Genomic DNA, 25,509 nt, shown 5'->3' with positions numbered 1-25,509 from the left:
AGCAATGCCGGCCGCGATCTCGGCTTCGTGACGCTGGAGCCCGAGGCGTTCGGCGCGGCCAAGGCGATCTCGATCGATTATGCGGTGATGGAGAAGACCGCGCGCGCCGCGGTCGTGCCGGTGTCCTGCGGCTGGTCCGACGTCGGCTCCTGGCACGCGGTGTGGGAATTGTCGGAGAAAGACGCGCAAGGCAATGCTTCGCACGGCGCCGCCGTGTTCGAAGATAGCCGCAATTGCAACGTCACCACCGATGCCGCGCTGGTGGCACTCGAAGGCGTCGACGATCTCATCGTGGTCGCGACTGCCGATGCGGTTCTTGTCTCGCGCCAGAAGGATGCCAACGGGCTCAAGCGGCTGGTCACAAAACTCAAGGCGGTCGCGCCGAAAGTCACCGAGGAGCATCTCAAGGTGCATCGGCCCTGGGGCAGCTACCAGTCGGTCGACAATGGCGAGCGCCACCAGGTCAAACGCATCGTGGTGAAGCCGGGCGGGCGTCTGTCGCTGCAGAAGCACCATCATCGTGCCGAGCACTGGATCGTGGTCCGCGGCACCGCCCGCGTCACCGTCAACGAGACCGTCAAAAGCGTGCACGAGAACGAGTCCATTTACATCCCGATGGGCGCGGTGCACCGGATGGAGAACCCCGGTAAAATCATGCTGGAGCTGATCGAGGTCCAGACGGGAAGCTATCTCGGGGAAGACGACATCATCCGGATTGAAGACGACTACCAAAGGTCGTAACCAGCACACTCCGAATCACGCGACCCGGGCCAAAAGAGTGGTCTCTTCAGAGGCTTAAGGCCCGGGAAACGTGTAACTTTTTGAATCAAATCGTGTCCGGACCGCTAGCTCCGCATTCGCCACAAATGTGGCGGCCGTGCTAGAAGCGCCTCGGGGATTTGCGTTGAATCGGGGTTTGCTCAAATGAGTTCCACAGGATCGGCACCGGCAAAGGCCGGCTTGCGCGTCGGCGTCATTGGCGCCGGCGTGATGGGCAGCAACCACGCGCGCGTGCTCGCGGGTCTTCCCGGCGTCAACCTCGTCGGCGTCGTCGATCCTTCGCCGGCACATCGCACCCGGGCGATGGAGCTTGCCAATTGCGCGAGCTTCGAGACGCTCGACCAGCTGCTGGCCGAAGGCGTCGATGCCGTCACCATCGCGGCGCCGACCCATCTGCATCACGAGGTCTCGCTTGCCTGCATCGCCAAGAACATCCACGTGATGGTCGAGAAGCCGATTGCGTCCACGGTCGCGGAAGGCCGCGAGATCGTCACGGCTGCGCAAAAAGCCGGCGTGACGCTGATGGTCGGCCATGTCGAGCGCTTCAATCCAGCGGTCGCCGCCGTCAAGCAGGCGATCGCGGGCGAGGATATTCTGTCGATCGCGATCACGCGCGTCGGCCCGTTCCCGCCGCGCATGTCCAATGTCGGCGTCGTCATCGATCTCGCCGTGCACGACATCGATCTGATCCGCTGGTTCACCGAGTCCGACATCGTCGAGGTGCAGCCGCAATTGTCGAGTGCGGTCGCCGAGCGCGAGGACATCGCGCTCTTGCAGTTCCGCACCGCCAACGGCGTGCTCGCGCACATCAACACCAACTGGCTGACGCCATTCAAGGCGCGCAGCGTCACGGTCGCGACCCGCGGCAAATACGTGATGGGCGATCTCCTGACGCGCCAGGTCACCGAATGCTTCGGCTTCAAGCCTGACGGCAGCTATTCGATGCGCCATCTGCCGGTCGGTCATGACGAGCCGCTCCGCGCCGAGCTGATCGCGTTCCTCAAGGCCGTGCGCAACGGCGAGACGCCGGCGGTCACCGGCGACGAAGGCGTCGCCAGCCTCGAGATCGCGACGCAGTGCCTGGAAACGCCGTCGCGGCCCGCGGCCACGTCGGCCCGCAAGGGTCCGCGCCGCGTCGCCGGCTGAACTCTTTCGATGTCGACTAGCCAAGAAGGCGCCATGAACCAGCATCTGCGTTCCGAACCCATTCCCTTCATCGATGTCGCCTCGCAGCGCCGCCGGCTCGGCGACTCGCTCGATGCAGCCGTGAAGCGCGTTCTCGATCATTGTCAGTTCGTCAACGGCCCTGAAGTCGCCGAGCTCGAGAAGCAGCTTGCGGCCTATTGCGGCGCCAAGCACGTCATCGGCTGCGCCAGCGGCACCGATGCGATCCTGATGGTGATGATGGCGAAGAATGTCGGGCCTGGCGACGCCGTGTTGTGTCCGTCCTTCACCTTCATCGCGACCGCGTCGCCGGTGGCGCGGACCGGCGCGACGCCGGTTTATGTCGACGTCGATGAGACCACCTTCAACATGAGCCCGGAATCGCTCAAGCGCGGCATCGCGACCGCCCGCAAGGCCGGTCTCAAGCCGGTCGCGATCATTCCGGTCGATTTGTTCGGCCAGCCCGCCGATCACGACGCCATCGCCGAGATCGCCAAGGCCGAAGGCCTGTTCGTGCTCGACGACGCAGCGCAAGGCTTTGGCGCAAGCTACAAGGGCCGCAAGCTCGGCACCCTGGCGCTCGCCACCGCGACCAGCTTCTTCCCCGCAAAACCGCTCGGCTGCTTCGGCGACGGCGGCGCGATCTTCACCGATGACGACGAGCTCGCGGCGACGCTGCGCAGCATCCGCGTGCACGGGCAGGGCGTCGACAAATACGACAACGTCCGCCTCGGCCTGACCGGCCGGCTCGACACCATGCAGGCCGCGATCCTGATCGAGAAGCTGAAGATCTTCGACGACGAGATCGCCGCCCGCAACAAGGTCGCCGAGCGCTACGCGCGCGGTCTCAGCAATGTGGTCACCGTGCCGCGCGTGGCTCCCGGCAATACGTCGGTCTGGGCCCAGTACACGATCCGTCTCCCTGAGGGCACCGACCGCGACGGCTTTGCCGCCGCGCTGAAGGCCCAGGGCGTGCCGACCGCGATCTATTACGGCAAGTCGATGCATCAGCAGACGGCCTACAAGCAGTACCCGGTGGCCGAGGGCGGCCTGCCAGGCTGCGAGAGCCTGTCGCAGGACGTCATCAGCCTGCCGATGCACGCCTACCTGACCGAAGCCGATCAGGAGCGAATCATCGCCGCCGTGCGCGGCGCAATCGCGGGCTGATCCCGCTGTTCTTACCCTCTCCGCCTGTGGGAGAGGGTGGCTCGCCGCAAAGCGGCGAGACGGGTGAGGGGTCTCTGTCCGCACGGAATGCGCGGAGAGAGACCCCTCACCCTATCGAATTTGTGTCTACTCGCGGCGCTGCCCTCTCCCACAAGGGGAGAGGGCGCTGCAATGCGCGTTAGCAAGATGCAATCGACCTCTGTTCGATAAGTCTCTAAAACAGGCGCATGCTCGGACGTATCTTCACGGTTGGTGGCTACACGCTGCTCTCGCGGCTGACGGGGTTTGCCCGCGACATCATGCTCGCGGCGATCCTCGGCGCCGGCCCCGTGGCCGACGCCTTTTTCGTGGCGCTGCGGCTGCCCAATCATTTCCGTGCCATTTTTGCAGAGGGCGCCTTCAACGCGGCCTGGGTGCCGGCCTATGCGCACGTCCATGGCGAGCGCGGGGAGGGGGCGGCAAGATTGTTCGCCGACCGCATCTTTACGCTGCTGCTGGCCTCCCAGGTGGTGCTGTTGATCGTCGCCTGGCTGTTCATGCCGCAGGCCATGAGCCTTCTGGCGCCCGGCTTTTCCGAGGACGCCGAACAGCGCAAGCTTGCGATCGAGCTGACCCGGATCACCTTTCCCTATCTGCTGCTGATCACGCTGGTGACGCTCTATGGCGGCATGCTCAACGTGATGCAGCGCTTCGCCAGCGCCGCGGCCGCGTCGATCTTCCTCAACATCTCGATGATGATGACGCTGGCGCTCGCCGCCTGGTTTCCCAGCGCGGGCCACGCCGCCGCCTGGGGCGTCCTGATCTCCGGCTTTTTGCAGTATTTCTTGCTCGCCGGCGATCTCGCCCGCCATGGCGGCCTGCCGCGCTTTGCGCCGCTCAAGCTCGACGAAGACGTCCGCGCATTCTTTAGGGCGCTCGGGCCGGCAACGCTGGGCTCGATGGGCACGCAACTCGCGCTGTTCGCCGACACCATCATCGCAACTTTCCTGCCCGCCGGCGCGCTGTCGGCGCTGTACTATGCCGACCGCCTCAACCAGCTCCCGATCGGCGTGATCGGCATTGCCATCGGCACGGTGCTGCTGCCGGAGATGTCGCGGCGGATCACGGCCAACGACCATGACGGCGCGATCAAGGCGCAGCGCCGTGCGTTCGATTTCACGCTGCTGTTCTCGGTGCCGTTCGTCGCCGCCTTCCTCACCGTGCCCGATGCGATCATGCGCGCGCTGTTCGCCCGCGGTGCGTTCTCGAAAGCCGATGCCGCCGCCGCTGGCGCCACGCTCGCGGCCTATGCCATCGGCCTCATTCCTTTCGTGCTGATCCGTAGCGCGGTCGCGACCTTCTATGCGCGCAAGGACACGGCGACGCCGGTGCGGGCGTCGCTGACCGGCATCGCGGTCAACGTCGCCCTCAAGGTCGCCTTGATGGGATCGCTCGCCCAGATCGGCTTGGCGCTCGCCACTGCCGCCGGTGTCTGGACCAATCTGATGCTGGTGCTGTTCTTCGCGGTGCGGCGCGGCTTTCTCGTGCCGGACCGCGCCTGGCTGTTGTCGCTCGCCAAATTTCTGCTGACCGGGATCATCCTGGCCGCCGCCTTCTGGCTGATCGCGCGCTTTGGCGGTCCTTGGTTGGGGTCGATGCACTTCCGGGACGAATTGACGCTGCTTCTGCTGGCCGTCGGGGGCACGATCGTCTACGGGCTCGCCATCCTCGCGCTGTTCGGCCGCCGCTGGCTGGTCTCGCTGGTGCGGGGTTAGCTTTTTCATATTTTCAACGCATTGACGGCTCGACCCTGTCGGCACGGGCCAGTCTCGATCGTCCTTGGATGGACACATCTCGGAAGTGCGGCGGATGGACCCTGCACAATTGACGTGATGCCGTCACCTCGAGCCGGCAAAAACCGAACCAGGAGCACTGTTTATGAGGATCACCGTCGAAACCAACGTAGCAGCCCCCATCGATCAGGTCTGGCGCGCTTATACGACGCCGGCCGACATCATGAAGTGGAACGCCGCGTCCGACGACTGGCATACGACCAAGGCGACCGTCGACCTGCGAGAAGGCGGTGTCTTCTCATCTCGCATGGAGGCCAAGGACGGCAGCATGGGTTTTGACTTCGCCGGTACCTACACGAAAATCATCGAGCACAAGCGGATCGAATACGCGTTCGGCGAGCGAAAAGCCGAAGTCGAGTTTGTGCCCGGCCCGAAGGGCGTTCTGGTCCGGGTTGTCTTCGATTGCGAATCGACGCATTCGGTGGAGCAGCAGCAAGGCGGTTGGCAGGCCATCCTCGACAACTTCGCACGATACGTGGAAGCGAAGCAGACGAAGTCGTGAGGGCGTTGACGGGCGTCGTCGGCTTCGGCGCCCGGCACCCTCAAGTGGGGACTCGCCTCCAGGATGCAGCGAACCTCCACACATCTCTTGATTTTGCGCGATTGCTGTGGTAATCGCAGCGGATGATCAAATCAGTGCGCAAACTCAACTGCATTCACATGACCCGCTTCGGCTGGGCCGTGGAAGGAGTCGCGCGCTAGAATTCGACGACGACATCTTTTCCACCAGGCCCCGCCGGCATCGGACGGGGCCTTTTGTTTGGCCACGCTCCCTGCCGGCACAACAGCAGGAGCATGCGATGCCACCTCAACAGACGAACATCACATCCGAGGCCGAGGGGCTCCCCCTCGAACTTGCATCGACGCGCAGCATTCTGGGCTTGCTCGCGCGATACTGGCGTGCGCTCCAGGACTGGCGCTGGCGGCAGGGCCCACAAATCGCCTTGCGGGACCTGAGTGACCGGGAGCTGAAGGATATCGGCCTAACGCGCGGCGAGATCGACTACTTCACGCCGGAGCGGGCTATCGATGCGCTGAGAGATCGCGCGTCGCAGCCGTGGGGCCGTGGTGTGATGTAAATGACGATAAATCCTAGCTGAGGCACTAGAAGGACGGCGATCATGACACCACATTCGGCCGCTGCCCAAGTGGACGCGGACATCCGACGATTGACTGTCGACGACCTGGAGATCTTTCGCGACATTCGCGCGGAGGCGTTTCGGACGCACCCTCAAACGTTTGGTTCTGCTGAAGAGGACGAAGGCGGAGAGGCGATGCTGACTGCCTATCGGCATTGGCTCAGCGGAGCGATCCTTGGTGCCTTCTGGCGGGGAAATCTGATCGGAGTCGCGGGCTTCTACGTGTCGCCAGCTCTTCGGTCGCAGCACAGGGGTCACATCTTCACGGTTTACGTGAGGGAAGATGGCCGAGGTAAAGGAATCGGAGATCGACTCGTCAAGGAGCTTCTTGACCATGCCGAGGCACGCGTCGAGCAGGTACATCTTGAGGTCCTGCTCGAAGCAACCGCTGCAATCAGGACCTACAAGCGCAACGGATTCGAGGTCTACGGCACGGATCCCGCTGCGGTCCGCATAGGTCATATCACGTATGACAAATATCTTATGGTCAGGAAATTCGGCCATTGAAGGGCAGCTGCGCGTCAGGGTTGCCCTAAGACCCGAGGGCGGCTTCGAATCATCGGCCTTGACACGGGCGGCTCGCCTAAACCCGTTTGCCTTGCCAGTTTTTCCACGGCAATATGCCGGCAAAACAACCATGAGAAACGGGACGAGAAAATGGCGGCTCCCATCAAGTTCGGCGTTGGCCAAAGTGTGTTGCGCAAGGAGGATGACGCGCTGATCCGCGGCAAGGGCCGCTATACCGACGACTATGCGCCGCAGGCCGCTTTGCGCTGCCTGATGCTGCGCTCGCCGCATGCGCATGCCAAATACACCATCGATGCGAGCCGCGCCCGTGGCTTGCCGGGCGTTGCGCTGATCCTGACCGCCGATGACGTCGCAGATCTCGGCGACCTGCCGTGCCTGTTCAATCTCGAAACCGACCCGTTCAAGGGGCCGCCTTATCCGATCCTCGCCAAGGATGAAGTGCGCCATGTCGGCGATTCCATCGCCTTCGTCGTCGCCGAGACCATCGACCAGGCCCGCGACGCGATCGAGGCAATCGAGGTCAAATGGAGCCCGCTGCCGGCAGTGACCGGCGTCGTCAACGCCGTGAAGAAGGGCGCAGCCTTGGTCTGGCCGGATAAGCCCGGCAACGTGCTGTTCGACGTCTCGATCGGTGACAAGAAAGCGACCGAAGCTGCCTTTGCCAAGGCGCATGCGGTTGCCGAGATCTCGATCGTCAATCCGCGCGTCGTGGCGAACTTCATGGAGACGCGCGCGGCAGTGTGCGAATACGACGCCAAGCGCGACCATCTGACGCTGACCGTCGGCAGCCAGGGCAGCCATCGCCTGCGCGACATCCTCTGCCAGAACGTGCTCAACATCCCGACCGACAAGATGCGGGTGATCTGCCCCGACGTCGGCGGCGGCTTCGGCACGAAGCTGTTTCCCTATCGGGAATACGCGCTCCTGGCAGTCGCCGCGCGTAAGCTGAAGAAGGCGGTGAAATGGGCGGCCGATCGCACCGAGCATTTCATGGGCGACGCGCAGGGCCGCGACAACGTCACCACCGCGAAGATGGCGCTGGCCGAGGACGGCAAGTTCCTCGCGATGGATTGCGACCTGATGGGCGACATGGGCGCGTATCTGTCGACCTTCGGGCCTTATATCCCGCATGGCGGCGCCGGCATGCTGCCGGGCCTCTACGACATCCAGGCGTTCCACTGCCGGGTGCGTACCATCTTCACCAACAGCGTGCCGGTCGACGCCTATCGCGGCGCCGGGCGGCCTGAGGCTGCTTACGTCATCGAACGTCTCGTGGACGCCTGCGCGCGAAAACTCGACATGACGCCTGATGCCATCCGCCGCAAGAATTTCATTCAGCCGAAGGCGCTGCCCTACAAGACCGCGACCGGCAAGGTCTACGATTCCGGCGACTTCGCCGCGCATCTGAAGCGCGCGATGGAGATCGCCGAGTGGAAGGAGTTTGGCAAGCGCGCCAAGGCGGCCAAGAAGAACGGCCTGATCCGCGGCATCGGACTTGCGAGCTATGTCGAGGTCTGCGGCACCATGGGCGAGGAGACCGCCAATGTGCGGATGGACCCCAATGGCGATATCACTGTCCTGATCGGCACCCAGTCGAGCGGGCAGGGCCATCAGACCGCCTATGCGCAGATCGTTGCCGAGCAGTTCGGCGTGGCGCCTGAGCGCGTGCACGTCCACCAGGGCGACACCGACATGATCGCCACCGGCCTCGGGACCGGCGGCTCGGCTTCGATCCCGTCGGGCGGTGTCAGCGTCGAGCGCGCGACCCGCGAACTCGGCGCGCGGCTGAAGGAGATCGCCGCGCAGGCGCTGGAAGCCAGTGCCGGCGACCTCGAGATCACCGATGGCCTGGTGCGCATCGCCGGCACCGACCGTTCGATCTCGTTCGCCGACCTCGCCAAGCGTCCCGGCGTCGATCCATCGAAGCTCAACGCGAGCGCGACCTTTGCCAGCGCCGACGGCACCTATCCCAACGGCACCCATGTCGCGGAGGTCGAGATCGATCCGGCCACCGGCATCATCAAAATCGTCAACTACGTGATCGTCGACGATTTCGGCATGACGCTCAATCCGCTGCTGCTGGCCGGGCAGGTCCATGGCGGCGCCATGCAGGGCATCGGCCAGGCGTTGATGGAGCAGGTGGTCTATGGCGCGGGCGACGGCCAGCTCGTCACCGCGACCTTCATGGACTACGCGTTGCCGCGCGCGGCGGACGGGCCGGACTTCGTGTTCGAGACCGCCAACGTTCCCTGCAAGACCAATCCGCTGGGGGTGAAGGGCGCGGGCGAGGCAGGCGCGATCGGATCCTGCCCGGCCGTCGTCAACGCCATCGTGGACGGGCTCTGGCGCGAATACAAGATCGACCACATCGACATGCCGGCGACCCCGGAGCGGGTGTGGATCGCCGTCAACGAGCACCATCGCCGTCACAGCCTGTGACAATCTTCCACGGGAATGAAGTCTGCCGAGCGGTGTTGGCCCCATTGAGGGGTCAGCACGATCGTGCAGCACTGCGATCCTGCATCAAGGAAATCCTGCATCAAGGCAATCCTGCATCAAGGAAGGGACTTTGCGAATGAAGCGAATGTTGGTTGTTGGGGGCGCGCTCCTGCTCGGCATGGGTGCGGTTTGGGCACAACAGGACTCCGTCAAGGAGGTCCAGACCCTGATGAAGGGCAATGGCAAGAACGCCGGCGCGGTGGCGGCGATGGTCAAGGGCGAGAAGCCCTACGACCAGGCCACGGTGGACAGCGCGCTGGCGCAGTTCGAGGACACCGCCAAGAAGCTGCCGAACCTGTTTCCGGCGAGCGCCAAGGGCATGAAGCCCGAGGGCGACTACAGCGCCTCGCCGAAAGTGTGGGAGGACAAGGCCGGATTCGATGCCAAGGTCGCGAGCTTCGCCAAGGTCGTTGGCGAGGCCAAGGGCAAGATCAAGGATCTCGACTCGCTCAAGGCGAATTTCCCCGCGGTCGGCAAGGAATGCGGCGGCTGCCACGAGACGTTTCGTGTGAAGAACGGCTGAGGCAAGAAAAAGATTCGTAGCCCGGATGGAGCGCAGCGCAATCCGGGAATCCATCCGAGCTGACTGACTGCCCCGGATTGCGCTGCGCTCCATCCGGGCTACTGGGAATCAAGAAGGGCGGCCTGCGAAAGCAGCCGCCCTTTTTATTGCGTCGCGTTTCGCCGCTGGAAATTCTGTCCGCAAGGCCTGACGGATCACTGCCGGAGCAGCTATCTTTGATCCAGCCGCCGCGGCATTGGCGTGAGCTTTTGACGCTGACGCATCTTGCTCCTGACTGCGTCATGACATCAGGAGTTCCAACCCGCGGCGAGCAGCTCAATCAGCAACAGCGAGACAAGCCATGGTCAAACCGTTCCCGTCGAAGACGCACATCGGCAACCATATGCTGCATCCGGAAACGCTGATGCTGACCTATGGCTATGATCCGCAATTGTCGGAAGGCGCGGTCAAGCCGCCGGTGTTCCTGACCTCGACCTTCGTGTTCAAGACCGCCGAGGACGGGCAGGACTTCTTCGATTTCGTCTCCGGCCGGCGCGAGCCCCCGGAAGGGATGGGCGCGGGCCTGGTCTATTCGCGCTTCAATCACCCCAACAGCGAAATCGTCGAGGACAGGCTCGCGATCTACGAGCGCACCGAGAGCTGCGCGCTGTTCTCGTCCGGCATGGCGGCCATCGCAACCACGATCCTGGCGTTCGTCCGCCCCGGCGATGTCATTCTGCACTCCCAGCCGCTCTATGGCGGCACCGAAACGCTGCTGACGAATACGCTTGCGCGTCTGTCGATCGGCGCCGTCGGCTTTGCCGATGGCGTCGACGAAGCCGTGGTCAGCCAGGCCGCGGAGGAAGCCATGGGCAAAGGCCGGGTCTCGATGATCCTGATCGAAACCCCGGCCAACCCCACCAACGGGCTGGTCGACATCGCGATGATGCGCCGTGTCGCCGAGACCATCGGAAAGACCCAAGGCCACGTTCCGATCATCGCCTGCGACAATACCCTGCTCGGGCCGGTGTTTCAGCGACCGATCGAGCACGGCGCGGATATTTCCCTGTACTCGCTCACGAAATATGTCGGCGGTCATTCAGACCTGATCGCGGGCGCCGCGCTCGGTGCGAAGGCGGTGGTGAAAGGCATCAAGGCGCTGCGGGGCGCCATCGGTACCCAGCTCGATCCGCATTCCTGCTGGATGATCAACCGATCGCTCGAGACGCTGAGCCTGCGCATGGAAAAGGCCGATGCGAATGCGCGCCTCGTGGCGGACTATCTGCGCGATCATCCAAAAGTGGCCAAGGTGCACTATCTCGGTCATCACGAGGCGGCGTCGCCGGACGGACTTGTGTTCGCGCGGCAATGCACGGGGGCGGGGTCCACGTTCTCGTTCGACATCGTCGGCGGCAAGGCCGCGGCCATGAAATTCCTCAACGCGCTGCAGATCCTCAAGCTGGCGGTGAGCCTTGGTGGAACGGAGTCGCTTGCGAGCCTGCCCGCCACCATGACCCATTCCGGCGTTCCCGCCGACATCCGCCGCAAGATCGGCGTGCTCGATTCCACGATCCGGCTGTCGATCGGCATCGAACACCCGTCGGATTTGATCGCCGACCTCGCGCAGGCGCTGAACGCAGCCGAACCTGAGGTGTGACGCCTGCGCCAGCGCTACGGGAATCGAAAAGGGCGGCTGCGATCGCAGCCGCCCTTTTTTGCTGGTCTGTGCGAAGTTTACTTGGTCACCTGACCGCGGATCTCGCCGCCCGGATTGGCCGCGGTGTGGATGTTGACGTAGAGCTTGCCGCCAAGCAGATCGGCGGCCTGCGCGTCGGTCAATGTCGCGGAGCCCTCGGCCGGGCTGGTGGCAGCGCCTGGAATCGCGACCGCGACGCCGGCGTTCTTGCCGGCCTCGGCGGGTCCGTGGAAATGCGCGGCGGTGGCGGGGCCGGACAGGCCGGAATAGGTGAGCTTCCAGGACAGCTTCTTGCTGGCGGCGTCGTAATCCAGATCGGCCGTTCCGGTGCCGCTGCTGGTCGTTGCGGGGACCTCGGACTTGGCGTCGAGCGTTGCTTTCAGCTTTTCGGCGCTGGCCGAACTCGCAAAAGCAACGGCGCCAAGCACTGACATGGCAATGACGATCTTGTTCATGATTTTTCTCCCTGCTGAACCCGTTTGGGCTGCCAAACTTCCAACAGCCGGCATTTCAGTTTATTCCCGTTTCAGACTGCGGTGGGCTAAATTCTTCGTGGCTGGAGCCGCGAGGACATCGGTCATAAGCTTCGCCGCGACGACGAAAGGACCGCATGTTGCGACGAACAATCTCCGTGGCGCTGCTTGCCGCACTCGCCGCAGCCGGCGTCTATTGGTGGCTCAGCGCGCCGGTGGTGGCGGCCGCCGGCACCGCGCCCGCCCGCGCCCCTGATCTTGCCAATGGCGAGGTGATGTTCAACGCCGGCGGCTGCGCCTCATGCCATGCCGTCCCCGACCAGCCCGATCGTCTCAGGCTCGGCGGCGGCGTCGCGATCAAGTCGCCGTTCGGAACGTTCTACGCGCCGAACATCTCCTCGGATCCGACCGACGGCATCGGCAAATGGAGCGAGGCCGAATTCGTCAATGCGGTGATGCACGGGGTCTCCCCGGACGGGCAGCATTACTTTCCGGCCTTTCCCTACACGTCCTATCAGCACGCCAGGCGCGAGGACGTGCTCGATCTATTCGCGTACCTGAAAACGCTGCCGGCGGTTGCAGGCAAGGTGCGCGACCACGATGTGCGCTTTCCGTTCAACATCCGGCGCAACGTCGGCATCTGGAAATTTCTGTTCATGGACGGCAAGCCCTTCGTCGCCGACAGCGCGAAGTCGCCGCAGTGGAATCGCGGCGCCTATCTCGTCAACAGTTTTGGCCATTGCGCGGAATGCCACAGCCCGCGCAACGCGCTTGGCGGCATCATCGCCGGACAACGGTTCGCCGGTGGGCCCAATCCGGAAGGCGAGGGATGGGTGCCCAACATCACCCAGAAGGGCCTCGGCGAGTGGAGCGCGAAGGATATTGCCTATTTCCTGAAGACCGGCGAATTGCCCGACGGCGACAGCGTCGGGGGCGCGATGACGCGGGTGATCAAGAACACCTCGCAATTGCCGGACGACGATCTCGCGGCGATGGCGGACTATCTCAAATCGCTGCCGCCGGTGGACGGTCCGCCGCGCCCCAAGCGCAAGGAGGGCGGCGCCTGATCAGGCCCGCCCTTTCCGGACGGTCAACTCGCGCCAAACGCCTTGAAGGTGATGATGGTGAGGGTGTCCTGGATACCGGGCAGCACCTGCACCCTCTCGTTGACGAAGTGGCCGATATCGGTGTCGTTGTCGACGTAGAACTTCACCAGCAGGTCGTACTGACCGGCCGTGGAATAGATCTCGGAGGCGATCTCGGCTTCGGCAAGCGCATTGGCGACCACATAGGATTGCCCGAGCTTGCATTTGATCTGGACGAAAAAGGGAACCATCGCGGTCACTCCGAAAGCATATCTGGCGGCTAATAGGCCAAACCCGGCCGGATTTAGCAAGCGAACTTGCTGGGCTGAAGGAGGCGCGCTAGGACGGGCCATGGCTTCGAAAACGCGGAAAATCGCCCCATGACGACGCCCGTCGCACTGACCATTGCCGGCTCCGATTCGAGCGGCGGCGCCGGCATCCAGGCCGACCTGAAGACCTTTGCCGCGCTCGGCGTTTTTGGCGCGTCCGCCATCACGGCGCTGACCGCGCAGAACACCCGCGGCGTCACCGGCATTCATGCGGTGCCCGCCGAATTCGTCACCGCGCAGATCGACGCGGTGTTTTCCGATCTCGAGGTCGGCGCGGTCAAGATCGGCATGGTGGCGCAAGCCGCCAGCATCGATGCGATTGCCGCCGCGCTGTCGCGCTGGGCGCCCCGGCATATCGTGCTCGATCCCGTGATGGTGGCGACATCGGGTGATCGCCTGCTCGCGTCCGAAGCCGTCGACGCCCTGCGCATCAAGCTGATGCCGCTGGCCTCGGTGATCACACCCAATCTGCCCGAGGCCGCGGCTCTGCTCGGCGAACCGGTCGCGGCCAGCGAGGCCGAGATCGAGAGCCAGGGGCGCCGGCTGCTGGCGCTCGGCTGCCGGGCGGTTCTGATCAAGGGCGGGCACGGCGAGGGCGCCGAGAGCATCGACTATCTCGTCGATGCCAGCACCACGATCGCGCTCGCCGCGCCGCGCGTTGCCACTCGCAACACCCATGGCACCGGCTGCTCGCTGTCCTCGGCGGTCGCCGCCGGGCTCGCCAGGGGCGAGGATCTCGAGCGCGCCGTGCGCAAGGCCAAGACCTGGATCAGCGCGGCGATCGCGGCCGCCGATCGCTTCAGCGTCGGCCACGGTCACGGTCCGATCCATCATTTCCACAAATTCTACTGACCCGCTCGCGGGCGCGCCGCGGTTCCGGGTTCTTGCGGAGGGCGCTGCGACGCCATGTCGCCTGATTGTCGCATGCGACTGATATTCGCGGGGTGGGCGAGGCAAGCGCGATTCGTATCCGAAGGTGCCTCAAAGGTTCAATTGGTCATCCCCCTGTCACGGGACATTGTTACAGGCTGGCGCATGGGAAGTTACGATGTGAGTGACGAGAGCCCGGAGCGGCGCTTTCGCACGTTGTTCATCTCCGACGTTCATCTCGGGGCCCGCGGTTCTCAAGCCGACCTTCTGCTCGATTTCCTGCGTTTCCATGATGCCGACACGATCTATCTCGTCGGCGACATCGTCGACGGCTGGGCGCTGAAATCGAGCTGGCATTGGCCGCAATCGCATAACGACCTGGTCCAGAAGCTTCTGCGCAAGGCACGCAAGGGCGCCAAGGTCATCTACATCCCCGGCAATCACGACGAGTTCCTGCGCAACTATTACGGCACGCATTTCGGCGGCATCGACGTGGTCGAGAACACCGTCCACACCGGCGCGGACGGCAAGCGCTATCTCGTCATCCATGGCGACATCTTCGACCTCGTGGTGCAGAACGCACGCTGGCTCGCCCATCTCGGCGACAAGGCCTACGACTTCGCGATCCAGCTCAATCGCTTCGTCAACTTCTTCCGGCGCATGTTCAAGGTGCCGTATTGGTCGCTGTCGCAATGGGCCAAGCAGAAGGTCAAGAACGCGGTCAACTATATCGGCGCGTTCGAGCAGGCGCTCGCCGCCGAAGCGCGGCGCCACGACGCCGACGGCGTGATCTGCGGCCACATCCATTACGCGGTGATCCGCGACGAGGGCGGCATCCGCTACATGAATTGCGGCGACTGGGTCGAGAGCTGCACGGCGCTGGTCGAGCACGACGACGGCCATTTCGAGATCATCACCTGGGCGGACCAGGCCGAGAAGCCGGCACAGGTCCCGCAGGTTGCAGCCAGAGCTGCATGACAAGGCTAGCCTGATGCGCATCCTGGTCGCGACCGACGCCTGGCACCCGCAAGTCAACGGTGTGGTTCGGACGCTGACCAAGCTTGCCGACGGTGCCAAAGGCCTCGACGTCGAATTCTCGTTCCTGACGCCGCAATCGTTCCGCACCTTTGCGATGCCGAGCTATCGTGACGTGCGGCTGGCCATGCCGCGGCCGGGCAGAATCGCGAAGCTGATCGAAGAGGCGCGCCCGGACAGCATCCACATCGCGACGGAAGGGCCGATCGGCCTGATGGTCCGGCGCTATTGCCGCCAGCGCAAGCTGCCGTTCACGACCAGCTTCCACACCCGTTTTCCCGAATATGTCCGCGCCCGCATGCCGGTTCCGGAATCCTTGATCTGGCGGGCGCTGCGCCGATTCCACAGCCTCAGCCGCGCCGTGATGGCGGCAACGCCGGCGCTTGCCAGCGAGTTGACCGAGCGCGGCTTCGACAATGTCGTGTTGTGGCCGCGCGGTGTCGACACCCATCTGTTCCATCCCCGCGCGATTGATCTCTGCCTGCCGGCGCCGGTGTTCCTCTCGGTCGGCCGCGTCGCGGTGGAGAAGAATCTCGAGGCGTTCCTCGACCTCGACCTGCCCGGCACCAAGGTGATCGTCGGCGACGGTCCGGCGCGGGTCGCGCTGGAGCAGGCTTATCCGGACGCGATCTTCCTCGGCGAGAAGCACGGCGAGGAACTGGCGGACATCTATGCTGCCGCCGATGTCTTCGTGTTTCCGAGCAAAACCGACACCTTCGGCCTGGTCCTGCTCGAAGCGCTTGCGAGCGGCCTGCCGGTCGCGGCGTTTCCGGTGAAGGGGCCCCGCGACGTGATCGGCGATGCGCCGGTTGGCGCGCTCGATCACGATCTGCGCAGCGCCTGCTTCGCCGCGCTGGACATCTCCCGGCAGGATTGCGTCGAATTCGCCGCAAACTACACCTGGGAAGCCTCGGCCCGGGCCTTTATCGACAGCATTTTGGCGGTCGGCGCGGTGCTGCCGGGCCGGAACGGGGCGGAGCCGGCGCGATTCGTCGCCTGAGAGCCCAGAATGCTCGCGCGGAGATGCCTTGCCCGCGCCTCATCCGCCGCGATAACATCAGGCATGACAGAACAGCTCCTTCCGATCGGCCCTGCCGATATCGATGCCGCAGCGCGCGTGATCGCACCCTTCGCCGTCCGCACCCCGCTGTTGTCCTTTCCCGTGCTCAACGAACGTGTCGGCGCAAAGGTCTATCTCAAGCCGGAGATGCTCCAGCGCACCGGCTCGTTCAAGTTCCGCGGTGCCTTCAACAAGGTCGCCTCGATCCCGCAGGACAAGCGCGCCGGCGGCGTGGTCGCGTTCTCCTCCGGCAACCACGCCCAGGGCGTGGCTGCGGCGGCCAAGATCCTCGACATGCAGGCGACCATCGTGATGCCCGCCGATGCACCGTTGTCGAAGCGCGAGCGCACCAAATCCTACGGTGCCGAGGTCGTGCTGTACGACCGCGACCGCGACGACCGCGAGGCGATCTCGCGCGGCATCGCCGAGAAGCGCGGTGCGACGCTGGTCAGGCCCTATGACGATCCCTTCGTGATCGCCGGCCAAGGCACCGCCGGCCGCGAGATCGCCGAGGACATGGCGGCGCTCGGCCTCAGCCCCGACATCGTGGTGGCGCCAGCCTCCGGCGGCGGCCTGATCGCCGGCGTTGCAACGGCTGTGAAGGCGCGTTTTCCGCTGGCGCAAATCGTCGTCGCCGAGCCCGAGGCTTTCGACGATCACGGCCTGTCGCTGACCGCAGGTCATCGCGAGCCGCACGGCCCGGCAGGCCGCACCATCTGCGATGCGCTGATGGCCCTGATCCCCGGCGAGATGACGTTCGCGATCAACAGCAAGCTGCTCGCGCGCGGCGTGACCGCGTCGGACAAGGAAGTCGGCGCGGCCGTCGCGTTTGCCTATCGCGAGCTGAAGCTCGTGGTGGAGCCGGGCGGCGCGGTCGGCCTGGCCGCGCTGCTTGCGGGACGACTTGATGTGGCCGGCAAGAATGTCGTCATCGTGCTCTCCGGCGGCAATGTCGACGCCGATTTGTTTGCCGAGCTGGTGGCCTGATAATCTAATCTTCTGACATGAAGAAGGGCAGAGCGTCACCGCTCTGCCCTTTGTCGTGTGTGGCCGACCGCGATCAGTGCATGAAGCCGCGGTGGTTGTTGCCGCCGTTGCCACCCTGGCTCTGGTTCATCGACTGGCGGAAGTTGTTGCCGCCATTGTTGACCATGCGATTGGTCTCATTGAACTGCGGGCGGGTGTTGTTCTGCACCTGCAGCTTGTTCACGGGGTTGTTGCTGATCTTCGCGCCGTTGTTGAAGCGGATCGGGTTGTTCTGGGTCTGAACGTTGACGGGCTTCGTCTCGATAGTCGTGCCGCCCTTGCCGACATTCACCGGCATGCTCACGATCTTGCCAGGAGTGCCATTGGTCGTGCCATTGGTCGTGCCATTGTTGCCGCCGTTCGGCGTCTTGTTGGTCGCCGGCAGCGTCACGATCTTGCCGATGCCGCCATTGTTGTTGGTGGTGTTGGTCGGCGCGGGAAGGGTGACGATCTTGCCCGGGGTCTGCGACGGCGTGCCGTTCTGCTGGTTGGGCTGGTTGTTGCCCGCCGGCAGGTTGACGATCTGGCCGCCATTGCCGAGCTTGCCGATGCCGTTGTTGTCGCCCGACTTCTGCACGATCGGCAAATTGCCATTCATCTGTCCACCGCCATTGCCCTGCAGCGGCATGTATTTGGGCTGGCCGAGATTGCCGATCTTGAAGGTCGGGGCGATATTCTGCGGCGCCAGGAACTTGGTCGCCTGCATCAACGGGATCTGCTTCGGCTGCATCTGGAGCTTCAGCGCGACCTGCGCATAGGGCGTGTTGCCGTAGCTGTCGTAGAAGGACTTGTAGGCGACCGGCGAGTTCGCGAGCACCGTCTTGTGCCAGGCCTGCGTGAGCAGCAGGTTGTTGAGCAGCCAGCGGACGTGATCGCACAGCGGGTCGTGCGGATACATCGTGATGAACTCCTGATAGTACTCCGGCCGCGCTTCGGACACGACGTAGTCATAGGCCTGGCGGGTCGAGCGGCTCGGCAGGTTGGAGGCCATCTGCACCACAGGCGCATTCACCGGCGCGCGGCTGGCGGCAACAGCGGTGTCGCCGAAAAAGGTGAAGTCGGATGTCAGCGACGAGCTCTCCCACGGGATCTGCGCGCCGCTGGTGGTCTGGTTCACTTCGAGGCGCACGCGCTTGAACAGCTGCTCGATCGGGACGTTGGGCTCGCGCGCGACGTTCAGGAAGGCCTGCGTGTAGGGGCTGTGGCCGCCGGTGCCGTCCTGCGCTTCCGCGCCCGGTGCGGTCGAATAACCAACGATCGAACCGTTCGGCGCATCGACGATGGCCAAGCCGCGACCGGCATCATTCACGTTCGGGAACGGGTTGTTGCGGCAGGCATCGAGGATGACGATGCGCATACGGCTCGGGATCGTCTCCAGCGTCGACATCACGTCGACCAGGCGGACGGAGTTGTTGACGAGTTCGGTCTGGCTCGAGACCTTGGCGTCGACAGGAACGAGGTAGTTCTCGCCGGCCAGCTGCACGCCGTGACCGGCGTAGTAGACCATCGCCACCGTGTTCGGACCACGCGCTGACACTTTGGCGGAGAAGTCCTGCACCACACGGAGCATGTCATTCTGGGTGAGGTCGGTCGCGGCGACCACTTCGAACCCGGCCGAATTCAGGAACTTCGCCATGGACTCCGCGTCATTGTCGGGGTTGGCGAGCTGCGGCGCGTTCTGGTAGTTCGAATTGCCGATCACCAGCGCCACGCGCTGTTCCGGGCCTTGCAGCGCGGTGGGGGCCGGCTCGACCGGGGCGACTTGCGCGGAAACAGGGCCGCAGGCGAAGCCGAACAGGCTTCCCAGCAGGCTGGCCGTCATCAGGAAAGGTTTTAGGCGGAACATGGCGTGCTCCTTTGGCACTGATCTCGATACGAGATTGGTTGCCGGGGAGCTTGGCCGCGTTCGAGTTTGAGGTCCGTGATCACCATCACCATGGTAGGCTGCGTGATCTGAATCACGTTTGGAACCCGCCAAGGTGAGCTTCCGATGGGAGGACAGTCCGTCACATGCTGAAATCGATCGATCCGATCCTCACGCCCGACCTGCTCTGGCTGCTGGCGTCCATGGGCCACGGCGACGACCTCGTTTTCGTCGATGCCAATCACCCCGCGGCACGCATCGCGCAGAGCACGCATTCGCGGCGGCTGATCCACTTGCCGGGCATGAGCATGGAGACCGCGATCCGCGCCATCATGTCGGTCTATCCGCTCGACGATTTCGATCCCGATCCGGTGCGCGTGATGATGCCGGTCGACGATCCCGATCGCGTCCCCGACGTGCAGCGCGCGGTGCTCGCCGAGATCGAACGCGCCGTCGGCCGGCCGGTCACGCCCGGAAAACTCTCGCGGCCGGATTTTTATCGCGCGGCGGCGGCGAGTTTTGGAGTCGTGCAGGTCGGCGACAGCAGGGGTTACGGATGCTTCCTGATCAGGAAGGGTGTGATCAGCTAGAAGCGCACGATCGAACGATGCGGGACTGCGTCACGCGTGCTCGAACGGTCCGACCTCGCGGATCACCTTGCAGATCTGCAGGAAGCCGCTGGCATAGAACTCGGCATGTCCCCGCTTCATCGTCTCGACATGTTCGGGGTGGGTGCGCCAGGCTTCGAGCGCTTCCTCCGAGGCAAAACGGAACACGGTGAGCTCCTCGCCGTCGTCGGCCTTGAACGACTTGACCGACACAAAGCCGGGAAGACGGCTGACGATGTCGTACATGCGCGCGCCGAGCCGGTCGTGTTCATCGACAGAGGCGTCGTCACGCAATTGCAGATCGCCAATGACAATCACTTCACCAATCATGTTTCCTTGTCCCTCGGTGATGGATTTCCGTTCCCGATCTCTTCGGTTTCGCGATGGGCTTTGTTACATCGCCCACCCGAATTTGAATGGCCTGCCGGCATCCGACTGTTTATGGTCGGTCCATGTCGCGCCTTATGTGTCTATCTGTCGCTATCGTCCTATCGCTGCTGCCGGCTGTCGCGCCGGCTGCTTCAATTCAAAAGCGTCCCAAGCAAGCCTGGCATGGCTACGGCTTCCTGCCGGGCTATCGCCAGCCGCTGAGCAACAGCATTCCGCTCTACAAGCAGAAAGAAGCGATGCGGCGGATGTCGCCCAGCGACCGACGCCATTGGTACATCGACCCCGTTCCGCAATATTACGGCTGGGATGGTGAGTGGCGCTATTTCGGCCGGCCCGGCTTCGGCGGCGGCCGTTACAACGGCGGCAGTTTTGGGCCGTGCTGGACCCGGACTCCGATCGGTGCGGTCTGGAATTGCGGGTGAGGGACTGAGCCTCCGTCATTGCGAGCGTAGCGAAGCAATCCAGAGTGCCTCCGCGGACAAATTCTGGATTGCTTCGCTGCGCTCGCAATGACGTCGAGGAGAGAGTGTTTTCCTCACCCGCTCTCGTGCCCGGGACGCAGCGTAGCGTCTCTTCTACGATGCGCGGCAGAGCCGGGGCCCCTGTTGCGACGGACGTGGCTCCTGGGTCCCTGTGTCTTGGAAGTCTGTCATGATTGGGGTGGGCGGGAAGCCGTTGGGTCCTTGGCGCTTGACGCCGTGAGCCGGCGCGGTCTCCCGCCCGTTCCATCTATCAACCTGAACAGTTGCACGAGGCTGCAGCAACAGACCTCGCATCACAGGGACAGGCACCATGATCATACCCCTTCGTTGCGTCGGAATCGACGTCTCCAAACGATATCTCGATATCTTCGATGAAGACCTGGGCGTGCCGGAGCGCATCGCCAACGCGACACAGGCCATCACACAGCTGGTGGCGCGTTGGCGATGCGACGTGCTGGTCGTCTTCGAGGCTACGGGTGTCTATGACCTCGACCTGCGCGAGGTACTGCGTCAGGCCGGCATCCGCTTTGCCCGGATCAACCCGGCCCGTGCCCGCGACTTTGCACGCGCCAGCGGTCGGCTGGCCAAGACCGATCCGATCGATGCACGGATGCTGGCAGCCTTTGCGCGGGCCATGCAGCCGGTCACCGAGCAACTCGCCGATCCGGCCCGCAACACCTTGGCCAAACTGGCAAAACGGCGAGATCAATTGGTGCTGATGCGGGCCCAGGAGAAGACCCGACGCAGCGAAGCCGAGGATCACGCCATGGCAGGACGCATCAGCCGCCTCATCGAGGTTCTCGATAGCGAGATCGCCGAGATCGAGGCCGACATCAGCGCACTGATCAAGGCAGAGCCGGAGATCTCGGATGATGCACAGTTGATGCGCTCGCTGCCCGGCGTGGGCCCCGTGGCCTGCATGCAGCTCATCGCGCAGATGCCGGAACTCGGCAAGGTCGGACCGAAGCAGGTGGCGGCGCTCGCCGGCCTGGCTCCCTTCAACGTCGACAGCGGCGCCTTCCGGGGCAAACGCAAAATCGCCGGCGGCCGAAAGCGCGTTCGTGACGCCCTTTATATGGCGGCACTTAACGCGGTGCGCAGAGCCAACCCATTCAAGACCTTCTATTCACGGCTGAGACAGGCCGGTAAGCCGGCCAAGCTCGCCCTCATTGCCGTCGCCAGGAAGCTGCTCACAGTCCTCAACGCCATGATGCGCGATAGGAAATCGTACCTGCAAACCAACCCAACATAACAGTTGCCGGATCTGCGCTTCGCTTGTCCGGGACCGAGTAGGCGTCCCCCTTAGGAGAAGAACGCGATCTTCTCGGCTTGGGTCATGCGGCGGATTGGCGCCATGGGATCGTTTGCGGCGGCGCGGGGCTTTTGCAGGATGCCGCTGGCGAGGATGGTGGCGCCAAGCGAGGCTTCCGGAACCGGCGACGGCATCGGCAGCGTCGTGGCCTGCGCCGCGCCGAATGTCGCGGTGGCGGCCATCACCGGCGCCGGCTGCTCCATCACTTCGGCGGCGGCTTCCGCAATGGCGTTGGTGAGGCGCGCGAGCGATTCCATCGCGATCGGCGCTTCCTCTACGGGCTCCTCCACGACCGCTGCGGCGGCGACTGGCTCGGGTCTGAGCGGCTCTGGTGCGATCGGCTGCGGTATCTCGGCTGCGATGGGCGCTGCGGCCTCCGCGACGACCGGCTCCGGAACCGTCGCTTCCATCTCGACCGGTTCGATGATCTCGTCGAATTCCGGATCTGGCGCGGCCATCTCCAGCGCGATGGCCTCGAGGATGGCTTCGTCCTCGGCTTCGGCGGCGGCATCGAGCGAAAATTCGTCCGTCACCTCGGCGAAGGCGGCGGGCTCAGCGGCTGGCTCTGCAAAAACGGCGTCTTCAGCCGCGATCCGGTCCTCGGCGACGGTCTCCGGCTCGAGCGCCGCGTCCGTCGCCTGCTCGGCAACGGAGAAGGCCTCGGCGCCGATTCCGGCCGCTTCCACGGCAGCTTCGGGCTCGATCGCCTCTGCGATGTCCTGCGGTGCCTCCGTAAAAGCAACGGCTGCTTCGCTGGCCATCGCAGCAGGTGCGGCCTCCGCCAGCGGAGCTTCCGCAACGGGCGACGGTGCCTCCTGCACCGGAGCCGGCGACGGGCGCGCGCCCTGCGGCGTTGCGTCAGCGTCCGTCTGGTCGATTCGGTCCTTGAGCAGATCGAATGCGGCCTTGAGGTCGGCGCGGGGGTCGATGGTCGAAACCTGCGCGCAGGCCGCCTCGATGGAGGCGAGCTGCGAATCAATCAGGTCGCAGATTCGCCCGTCGGCGCCGATCTCGCGCCAGCGCCAGGAGATCTCCTTGATGATGCGCAGCCCGCGCGGAATCGGCGCGAGGCTCGCCTCGATCGCCCCGGGATCGAACGCCGCGATCGCAATCGTCTCGGCTTCGCGGATCGCATGCCGGATCGCGACCAGCGCCTCGGGCAGGCGGTCCTCGACGACGGGTTGGCGCTGTGCCGCAAGGGTTTCTTCGATTTTCGCGACCGCGTCGAGCACCATGCGGGTATCCGCATTGCGGTTGCGCTTGGCGTATTCGCCGAGGAACCAGCGGCCGCGCGCGGTCTCCATGAAGGCTTCGCGGATCGCGTCGTAATCCTGCTCGTTCGGCTCGGCCGCGCGGGCAGACATAGGCGAGAGGGCGAATGCTTCGTTGGCCATGTCAATCTCGTCGCGCAAATCACCGCGCGTTACAGTAACGATCATCACGATATCGACCGAATCGCAATTGGTTTGATGGCGCCCGAATCACAAATCCCCATCGCAGCAGCTCGGAAGCGGCGATTCGCCGTGAGCCTAGCGCTGTTCTATTCGGCCGTGTTCGCGGTGTCGGGAACGCATCTGCCGTTCTTTCCGGTCTGGCTGAAGGCGATCGGCATCGACGCGGCCTGGATCGGCCTCATCAACGCGCTGCCGGCGATCACGCGCTTCACCACGCTGCCGCAGATCACCGCCTTTGCCGAAAAGCAACATGCGATTCGCGCCGGCATGATGGTGTCCGTGCTGGCAACGGCGATCGGGTTCACGGCGGTCGCCTTGCAGCAGCAGCCGCTGGCGCTGTTCCTGATCTATGCGCTGACCTGCATGATGTGGACGCCGACCATGCCGCTGACCGACGCCTATGCGCTGCGCGGCGTCGCCCGCTACGGCCTCGATTACGGGCCGGTGCGGCTGTGGGGCTCGGCAGCCTTCGCGGCCGGCTCGCTCGCCTGCGGCTATCTCGTGGACCACATCGCGGCGCGCGATCTGATCTGGATCATCGTCGCCTGGGCTGTTGTTGCGGTCGCCGCCGGCATGCTGCTGCAGCCGCTCGACGATGTCAGGCGAAGAACGACAGTGGCGCATGCCGGCAAGGCGCTGCTGCGCGACACGGGCTTCTGGGCCATCATCGTTTCGGCCGCGCTGATCCAGGGCAGTCACGTCGCGTACTATACGTTCTCGGCCATCAACTGGCAGGCCCAAGGCCTCGGCGGGCTGACGATCGCGGGCCTCTGGACATTGGGCGTGATCGCCGAGATCGTCGTGTTCGCGCTGTCGCCGCGCTTCTCGCTGCATCCGGCCTCGCTCATGGCGATCGGGGGCGCGAGCGCGGTCGTGCGCTGGATCGTCACCGCATACGATCCGCCGCTCGCGCTACTGGCGGTCGTGCAACTCGGCCACGGCCTCACTTTCGGGATGACCATCCTCGGCACCATGAGTCTGCTGGTGCAGCGCGTGCCGTCGCATCAGATCGCGCGGGGGCAGGGCTACTACGCCGCGTGCAACGGGCTGCTGGGTGCGACCACCTCGATCGCGTCAGGCGCGATCTACGCCCGCATCGGCGACGGCCTATATTACGTCATGGCGGCAATGGCCGCTACCGGCGCGCTTGTGATCTGGTCGGCGCGGCACCGGCTGAAAGCTCACCCCCACAGCGACGAGTCCGGCGGGTAGACCAGGCTGTCGTCGTAACGAAGGCCATGATCGCGGTCGCGCGCCAGCAGCAGCGGGCCGTCGAGATCGACGAAGCGCGCCTGCGGCGTCACCAGCATCGCCGGCGCCATCGACAGCGAGGTTGCGACCATGCAGCCGATCATGATCTCGAAGCCGAGCGCCTGAGCGGCATCGGCCATCGCCAGCGCCTCGGTGAGGCCGCCGGTCTTGTCGAGCTTGATGTTCACGGCGTCGTAGCGCTCGCGGAGCGACACCAGCGAAGAGCGGTCGTGCACGCTTTCGTCGGCGCAGACCACCAGTGGCCGCTTGATCCGGGCCAGCGCGTCGTCTTTGCCGGCCGGCAGCGGCTGCTCGACGAGGGTGACGCCGACGGCCTCGCAGGCGGCAAGATTGTGCTCCAGATTGGCCTCGGTCCAGGCCTCGTTGGCATCCACGATCAACTCGGATTCGGGCGCCGCCTCGCGCACCGCCGTGATCCGCTCCGGATCGCCGTCGCCGCCGAGCTTGATCTTGAGCAGCGGCCGGTGCGCCGCTTTGGCGGTCGCCGCCGCCATGGCCTCGGGCGTGCCCAGCGAGATCGTGTAGGCCGTGGTGCGCTCGCCCGGCGCGGGGCGGTCGAGCAGGCTCCAGGCCCGCAGGCCCGCCGTCTTGGCTTCCAGATCGATCAGGGCGCAATCCAGCGCGTTGCGGGCCGCCCCGGGCGGCATGGCGGCTTGCAGGGCCTGACGGGTGAGGCCGCGGGCCACGGCCTCCCGCATGGCCTGGATGGCGGCAAGGGTCGCCTCGGGCGTCTCGCCATAGCGGGAATAGGGCACGCATTCGCCACGGCCGGTCAGGCCGTCCCGGCTGACCTCGGCCACGACCGTCACGGCCTCGGTCTTGGCGCCCCGGCTGATGGTGAAACTGCCCGCGATGGGAAAGCGCTCGATTCGCGCGCCGAGAACCGGAACTTTGCTGGAAGTCATTTTGAACTCTGGCGAAATCTGAACCTGCTGGTTACCT

Annotated in this window: 25 protein-coding genes; 19 read left to right on the top strand and 6 right to left on the bottom strand. The window is 64.6% G+C overall.

From position 1 onward, the window contains the following. From AC0L3U_RS33915 to AC0L3U_RS33870, 10 genes are all read left to right on the top strand, one after another. The coding region (locus AC0L3U_RS33915) for a cupin domain-containing protein (protein WP_473364647.1) at nucleotides 1–741 on the top strand (741 nt) is incomplete at its 5' end. Between the two features lie 183 nt (nucleotides 742–924). After that, entirely contained in the window at nucleotides 925–1,926 is a 1,002-nt protein-coding gene (locus AC0L3U_RS33910) for a Gfo/Idh/MocA family oxidoreductase (protein ID WP_473364646.1), read from the top strand. A gap of 33 nt (nucleotides 1,927–1,959) precedes the next feature. Further along, on the top strand, nucleotides 1,960–3,111 hold the full coding sequence (locus tag AC0L3U_RS33905) for a DegT/DnrJ/EryC1/StrS family aminotransferase (protein WP_473364645.1): 1,152 nt from the start codon (nucleotides 1,960–1,962) through the stop codon (nucleotides 3,109–3,111). A 227-nt stretch (nucleotides 3,112–3,338) separates the two neighbouring features. Further along, a complete protein-coding gene (murJ, locus tag AC0L3U_RS33900) occupies nucleotides 3,339–4,865 on the top strand; it encodes a murein biosynthesis integral membrane protein MurJ (RefSeq protein WP_473364644.1) in 1,527 nt (508 codons plus the stop codon). Between the two features lie 163 nt (nucleotides 4,866–5,028). After that, the gene (locus AC0L3U_RS33895; RefSeq protein WP_473364643.1) at nucleotides 5,029–5,445 is read left to right on the top strand and encodes an SRPBCC family protein; all 417 of its coding nucleotides are present in this window, start codon (nucleotides 5,029–5,031) and stop codon (nucleotides 5,443–5,445) included. 298 nt (nucleotides 5,446–5,743) lie between these two features. Continuing rightward, the gene (locus AC0L3U_RS33890; RefSeq protein WP_473364642.1) at nucleotides 5,744–6,022 is read left to right on the top strand and encodes a DUF1127 domain-containing protein; all 279 of its coding nucleotides are present in this window, start codon (nucleotides 5,744–5,746) and stop codon (nucleotides 6,020–6,022) included. 42 nt (nucleotides 6,023–6,064) lie between these two features. Further along, entirely contained in the window at nucleotides 6,065–6,589 is a 525-nt protein-coding gene (locus tag AC0L3U_RS33885) for a GNAT family N-acetyltransferase (protein ID WP_473364641.1), read from the top strand. Nucleotides 6,590–6,739: 150 nt separating this feature from the next. Then, complete coding sequence (locus AC0L3U_RS33880) at nucleotides 6,740–9,049, top strand: xanthine dehydrogenase family protein molybdopterin-binding subunit (RefSeq protein ID WP_473295292.1); 2,310 nt, start codon at nucleotides 6,740–6,742, stop codon at nucleotides 9,047–9,049. A 136-nt stretch (nucleotides 9,050–9,185) separates the two neighbouring features. After that, nucleotides 9,186–9,632, top strand: coding sequence for a c-type cytochrome (locus AC0L3U_RS33875; protein ID WP_456769098.1), 447 nt, complete (start codon nucleotides 9,186–9,188; stop codon nucleotides 9,630–9,632). Nucleotides 9,633–9,972: 340 nt separating this feature from the next. Further along, a complete protein-coding gene (locus AC0L3U_RS33870; protein ID WP_473349745.1) occupies nucleotides 9,973–11,268 on the top strand; it encodes a cystathionine gamma-synthase family protein in 1,296 nt (431 codons plus the stop codon). A gap of 77 nt (nucleotides 11,269–11,345) precedes the next feature. Here the strand turns inward: AC0L3U_RS33870 and AC0L3U_RS33865 are convergent, their stop codons facing one another. Beyond that, complete coding sequence (locus tag AC0L3U_RS33865) at nucleotides 11,346–11,762, bottom strand: CHRD domain-containing protein (RefSeq protein ID WP_473364640.1); 417 nt, start codon at nucleotides 11,760–11,762, stop codon at nucleotides 11,346–11,348. 155 nt (nucleotides 11,763–11,917) lie between these two features. Here AC0L3U_RS33865 and AC0L3U_RS33860 point away from each other — a divergent pair, with 155 nt between their 5' ends. Further along, on the top strand, nucleotides 11,918–12,847 hold the full coding sequence (locus AC0L3U_RS33860; protein WP_473364639.1) for a c-type cytochrome: 930 nt from the start codon (nucleotides 11,918–11,920) through the stop codon (nucleotides 12,845–12,847). Nucleotides 12,848–12,870: 23 nt separating this feature from the next. Here the strand turns inward: AC0L3U_RS33860 and AC0L3U_RS33855 are convergent, their stop codons facing one another. Continuing rightward, nucleotides 12,871–13,116, bottom strand: coding sequence for an Lrp/AsnC ligand binding domain-containing protein (locus AC0L3U_RS33855; protein ID WP_473364638.1), 246 nt, complete (start codon nucleotides 13,114–13,116; stop codon nucleotides 12,871–12,873). A gap of 129 nt (nucleotides 13,117–13,245) precedes the next feature. On the opposite strand from AC0L3U_RS33855, the gene thiD reads away from it, so the two are divergent. The 4 genes from thiD (at nucleotide 13,246) to AC0L3U_RS33835 (ending at nucleotide 17,146) form a co-directional block, all read left to right on the top strand. Continuing rightward, the gene (gene thiD / locus AC0L3U_RS33850; RefSeq protein WP_473364637.1) at nucleotides 13,246–14,046 is read left to right on the top strand and encodes a bifunctional hydroxymethylpyrimidine kinase/phosphomethylpyrimidine kinase; all 801 of its coding nucleotides are present in this window, start codon (nucleotides 13,246–13,248) and stop codon (nucleotides 14,044–14,046) included. A 183-nt stretch (nucleotides 14,047–14,229) separates the two neighbouring features. After that, nucleotides 14,230–15,042 (top strand): UDP-2,3-diacylglucosamine diphosphatase, encoded by an 813-nt coding sequence (locus tag AC0L3U_RS33845; RefSeq protein ID WP_007602023.1) that lies wholly within the window; start codon nucleotides 14,230–14,232, stop codon nucleotides 15,040–15,042. A 13-nt stretch (nucleotides 15,043–15,055) separates the two neighbouring features. Continuing rightward, on the top strand, nucleotides 15,056–16,099 hold the full coding sequence (locus AC0L3U_RS33840; RefSeq protein ID WP_473364636.1) for a glycosyltransferase family 4 protein: 1,044 nt from the start codon (nucleotides 15,056–15,058) through the stop codon (nucleotides 16,097–16,099). 63 nt (nucleotides 16,100–16,162) lie between these two features. Further along, nucleotides 16,163–17,146 carry a threonine/serine dehydratase gene (locus AC0L3U_RS33835; protein ID WP_473364635.1) on the top strand — a complete coding sequence of 328 codons (984 nt, stop codon included), beginning with the start codon at nucleotides 16,163–16,165 and terminating at the stop codon, nucleotides 17,144–17,146. A 73-nt stretch (nucleotides 17,147–17,219) separates the two neighbouring features. Here the strand turns inward: AC0L3U_RS33835 and AC0L3U_RS33830 are convergent, their stop codons facing one another. Beyond that, a complete protein-coding gene (locus tag AC0L3U_RS33830; protein WP_473364634.1) occupies nucleotides 17,220–19,031 on the bottom strand; it encodes a caspase family protein in 1,812 nt (603 codons plus the stop codon). 164 nt (nucleotides 19,032–19,195) lie between these two features. Between AC0L3U_RS33830 and AC0L3U_RS33825 the strand changes: the two genes are divergently transcribed. After that, nucleotides 19,196–19,639 carry an RbsD/FucU family protein gene (locus AC0L3U_RS33825; protein ID WP_473364633.1) on the top strand — a complete coding sequence of 148 codons (444 nt, stop codon included), beginning with the start codon at nucleotides 19,196–19,198 and terminating at the stop codon, nucleotides 19,637–19,639. Between the two features lie 30 nt (nucleotides 19,640–19,669). Here AC0L3U_RS33825 and AC0L3U_RS33820 read toward each other — a convergent pair whose 3' ends face one another. Next, complete coding sequence (locus AC0L3U_RS33820; protein WP_473364632.1) at nucleotides 19,670–19,987, bottom strand: antibiotic biosynthesis monooxygenase family protein; 318 nt, start codon at nucleotides 19,985–19,987, stop codon at nucleotides 19,670–19,672. A 122-nt stretch (nucleotides 19,988–20,109) separates the two neighbouring features. Between AC0L3U_RS33820 and AC0L3U_RS33815 the strand changes: the two genes are divergently transcribed. Both AC0L3U_RS33815 and AC0L3U_RS33810 read left to right on the top strand, forming a co-directional pair. Beyond that, a complete protein-coding gene (locus AC0L3U_RS33815) occupies nucleotides 20,110–20,469 on the top strand; it encodes a hypothetical protein (protein WP_007612410.1) in 360 nt (119 codons plus the stop codon). A 370-nt stretch (nucleotides 20,470–20,839) separates the two neighbouring features. Continuing rightward, nucleotides 20,840–21,781 (top strand): IS110 family transposase, encoded by a 942-nt coding sequence (locus tag AC0L3U_RS33810; protein WP_473364631.1) that lies wholly within the window; start codon nucleotides 20,840–20,842, stop codon nucleotides 21,779–21,781. Nucleotides 21,782–21,831: 50 nt separating this feature from the next. Here AC0L3U_RS33810 and AC0L3U_RS33805 read toward each other — a convergent pair whose 3' ends face one another. Further along, the gene (locus AC0L3U_RS33805; RefSeq protein ID WP_473364630.1) at nucleotides 21,832–23,235 is read right to left on the bottom strand and encodes a hypothetical protein; all 1,404 of its coding nucleotides are present in this window, start codon (nucleotides 23,233–23,235) and stop codon (nucleotides 21,832–21,834) included. Between the two features lie 75 nt (nucleotides 23,236–23,310). Between AC0L3U_RS33805 and AC0L3U_RS33800 the strand changes: the two genes are divergently transcribed. Beyond that, nucleotides 23,311–24,507, top strand: coding sequence for an MFS transporter (locus AC0L3U_RS33800; RefSeq protein WP_473364629.1), 1,197 nt, complete (start codon nucleotides 23,311–23,313; stop codon nucleotides 24,505–24,507). On the opposite strand, the gene dgcA is transcribed toward AC0L3U_RS33800, so the two are convergent. After that, on the bottom strand, nucleotides 24,477–25,472 hold the full coding sequence (dgcA, locus tag AC0L3U_RS33795) for an N-acetyl-D-Glu racemase DgcA (protein WP_473364628.1): 996 nt from the start codon (nucleotides 25,470–25,472) through the stop codon (nucleotides 24,477–24,479). The two genes, AC0L3U_RS33800 and dgcA, sit on opposite strands and share 31 nt — an antisense overlap. Between the last annotated feature and the right edge of the window lie 37 nt (nucleotides 25,473–25,509).

The organism is Bradyrhizobium sp. Kon69, from assembly GCF_055807515.1.
The sequence above is the reverse complement of the archived record's forward strand: the minus strand, read 5'-3'. Positions and strand labels throughout refer to the sequence as shown.